The 3207-nt window shown below is 49.3% G+C and carries 4 protein-coding genes; 3 read left to right on the top strand and 1 reads right to left on the bottom strand.

Annotated features, from left to right (window positions below; genetic code table 11):
• Positions 1 to 784: cation diffusion facilitator family transporter (locus tag D5S03_RS05925; protein WP_287043002.1), on the bottom strand; the 784-nt coding region annotated here is incomplete at its 3' end.
• 149 nt (positions 785 to 933) lie between these two features.
• On the opposite strand from D5S03_RS05925, the gene D5S03_RS05920 reads away from it, so the two are divergent.
• From D5S03_RS05920 to D5S03_RS05910, 3 genes are all read left to right on the top strand, one after another.
• The gene (locus D5S03_RS05920; protein WP_008869888.1) at positions 934 to 1644 is read left to right on the top strand and encodes a hypothetical protein; all 711 of its coding nucleotides are present in this window, start codon (positions 934 to 936) and stop codon (positions 1642 to 1644) included.
• 65 nt (positions 1645 to 1709) lie between these two features.
• A complete protein-coding gene (locus D5S03_RS05915; protein WP_008869887.1) occupies positions 1710 to 2201 on the top strand; it encodes a LysM peptidoglycan-binding domain-containing protein in 492 nt (163 codons plus the stop codon).
• Positions 2202 to 2543: 342 nt separating this feature from the next.
• The coding region (locus D5S03_RS05910) for a hydroxymethylglutaryl-CoA lyase-like TIM-barrel protein (protein ID WP_502697116.1) at positions 2544 to 3207 on the top strand (664 nt) is incomplete at its 3' end.

Here is a 3207-nt window from a genome sequence, read left to right as displayed (position 1 = left end):
TGCAGCAGATATCGTGGCCTTCGCGGATGGTTCTATCTCCCGGCAGAAGCAGATGAAAGTCGATAAAACGCCTGGACCCGGACTTTCGCGAGCGCAGGCCGTGATACGCCGCCTTTTCCCCGGCGTGCCTGCGGATGTGTTTTTCCACCAGGTCCACTTCCTCCCTGGGCAGGGAGACATCCATAAGCCCGTGCATGGATCTCTTTATGAGGCTTATACCGGACCTGGTGATATTCAGGGCGATTATTACGGCGATTATGGAATCCAGGATCACCAGTTGCGGGTAGAACATTATGATCCCCAGCCCCAGAACCACCCCTGTGGTTGTCCAGACGTCGGCCATGAGGTGTCTGGCATCCCCTTCCAGGGTAATGGAGTCGAAATGCCTGGCAGCTCTTAGCATAATTCTGGCCACCACAAGATTAATCAGGGCAGCAACTACGGAGATCCCTATGCCCAGAAGAAGATTTTCCAGGGCCTGTGGCTGCATGAGCCTCCCCACGGCAGAGTAGATGATCCCAGCCGCAGCCACCAGTATAAGACCTCCCTCGAGGCCTCCGGCAAAATACTCTGCCTTGTCGTGGCCGTAGTTGAACTTCCTGTTGGCCGGCTTGAAGGCTACAGTCAGGGCGATTACGGCTACAATGCTTGCTGTCAGGTTGACCAGGGTCTCCACTGCATCAGACAAAAGGCCAACTGAACCTGTGACCCAGAATGCTCCGAATTTGAGTCCAAGGGTCAGCAGGGATGCCAGTACAGAGAGCAAGGCGATATTTCTGGGCATTTTTTAATTAAGCTTTTAAATATGTTGACAAGTCGTTGAGCCGGTGAATAGATTGAAAGAAAACACAGATCAGGGCCTTTTTTTGGACCAGGGATCATTAAGAAATCCGAGGCTGCAATTCTTTTTAAACCCGCAACTCAGATGGGCTTATGCATAAATCCTGGATTGACGCCAAGCTTCCCGAATTCGTCAGGGATGTCCTGCGGGACTTCTGTCAGGTCAGCAAGGAACTTTTTAACCAATTTGACTCGCATGATCAATCAGGCCATGTGAGCTTCACTTTTTTCAAGGAGTTGCTGGGCGAGGAGATGAGCAAGGGTCAGCTATGGCGTCTCAAGGATACCGCCCACATACTTTTCCGCAACGACCAGAGGGCCGGAAAGATCGGTCCTTACTTAGACTGGTGCATAGGTTACATATTCCACGAGTGCATGAAACTAAGAGAGGATGCTTACCAGCAGGAGAATTACCGGCCCTGGTTCGAGGCCCGCTATTCAAATCCTGAAATAACCCCGGAAGAACAGCTCATCAGCCAGGAACTCATAAACGTCCTGGATCAGACCGGGGAGAGCATCAACCGGGAGATATCCAGGATCAAATTTATTCTGTTTCACTGCCGCAGGCTTTTTATTCTTTATCTTCCGGCACATGCAGACAATCCACTGCTTGCCCGCTACCTGTTCGCCCAGGAAGACCTGGTGCGCGAGGTGTTCAAATCTTCATACCCGGATCTCATCACAGCCATATACGGAGAAAAACCGGTCAAACTTTACGAACTGGCAGCCAGCAGCCTTGAACGCGGAGGCTGGAAAGCAGAAGCTGAAGCCGCCAGGAGCAGGGTTTCTCTTGACTTTACCTGAAACTTGAGTAAATATAGACATGTAAAGCCATAAACTGCCCTTAAACCCTGTCCACGGAGGAAGAAATGAAACGTTACCTTATTTTCTCAATTTTACTGCTTGCGCTTCTGGCAGCTGGTTGCGCCAAAAAGCCCGTCGATCCTGCAGAGCCGGAACCGCCTGAACCTGAAGTAGCTCAGCCCGAGCCAGAAATACCTGAACCTGCAGAAGAAGAAAAGCCCGAACCCATGGACAAAAGAGCCCTTTATGAAGAAGTCTACAACGCACTTCCTACATCGCATACCGTGGAAAAAGGCGAATGCCTGTGGTGGATAGCCGAGTATAATGAGATTTACAATGATCCCTTTATGTGGCCTTTAATATACAAGGACAACAGGGACCAAATCGACAATCCGGATCTTATCTATCCCGACCAGGTCTTCAGCATCCCCAGGGATTTTGAGAAGAATGAACTTACTGAAAGCAGGCGTGAAGCCGGAGCACCCCAACCGTACCTTCCTGATGAGGGTGCAAGGCTTCCTGCAGAATTAAGGGAGGATCTTGGCTGGAGCTTTTAACCGTCAACTCGAGTTTATTCCAAAGCCCCGGTTCTGCCGGGGTTTTTTTTGTCCAAGATTTTTCCAGAATGCCTTTACTACTTCTTTTTCAACCTTAATTTGTAACCATTCATCACCTTCACCTGAAAACAGATATTCAATTATGGCGAAATCTACCCATATATTCTTTTAAGCTCCAGGCTTTTTTTGTGATCCTGTGCGTGAAAAGAGCCCTTTTCGAGGGCAACATCCCGAATCTGTTGATGCCGCTGAATAGAATTCTGCACCCAGGCTTTAAAAGTTTCTTGCTACGCTTGACTTTCTCTGCTAACTATCAAAGAAATATGAAAAAGTGGAGGATATATGTTCGATTTTTTATACCATAAAAATACCGCCAAACAGCGCTACGACCTGCAGGATGTCCAGAGTCCTCAGCTTTTAAGGGATCTCTATCCCTATAACCATGTCCCCCGCATAGCCTTTGACGACTCATTTATTCTGCCCCGGCCACCGGAGGAAATATTTATTACCGATACCACCTTCAGAGATGGCCAGCAGGCAAGGCCTCCCTTCACTGTAGAACAGATTGCAGATATATACGAATATCTGCACCGCCTTGGAGGTCATTCCGGGCTTATCCGCCAGAGTGAATTTTTTCTGTATTCGGACAAGGATAAAAAAGCAGTTGAGGCCTGTCTGGAGAAAGGGCACAGGTATCCCGAGATCACCGGCTGGATCAGGGCCAACAAAGAAGATCTCAAGCTGGTCAAGGATATGGGGCTCAAGGAGACGGGCATGCTCACCTCTGTTTCTGATTACCATATATTTCTGAAACTGGGCAAAACCCGTCAGCAGGCCATGGACGACTACTTAGAACTTGTAGAGGCGGCCCTGGACTGGGATATCATCCCCAGGTGCCACTTCGAGGACATAACCAGGGCGGACATTTACGGTTTCTGCATCCCTTATGCCCAGAAGCTTATGGAGCTTTCCCAGCAGAAAGGACTGCCGGTGAAAATCCGCCTTT

It is taken from the genome of Desulfonatronospira sp. MSAO_Bac3 (assembly GCF_003838035.1).
In the GTDB taxonomy this organism is placed as follows: Bacteria; Desulfobacterota; Desulfovibrionia; order Desulfovibrionales; family Desulfonatronovibrionaceae; genus Desulfonatronospira; species Desulfonatronospira thiodismutans.
This window is presented reverse-complemented; position numbering and strand designations above follow the sequence as displayed.

Coding starts and splice junctions, on each gene's coding strand:
- D5S03_RS05915 (WP_008869887.1), top strand. CDS start 1,710: ATGAAACGTTACCTTATTTTCTCAATTTTACTGCTTGCGCTTCTGGCA.
- D5S03_RS05920 (WP_008869888.1), top strand. CDS start 934: ATGCATAAATCCTGGATTGACGCCAAGCTTCCCGAATTCGTCAGGGAT.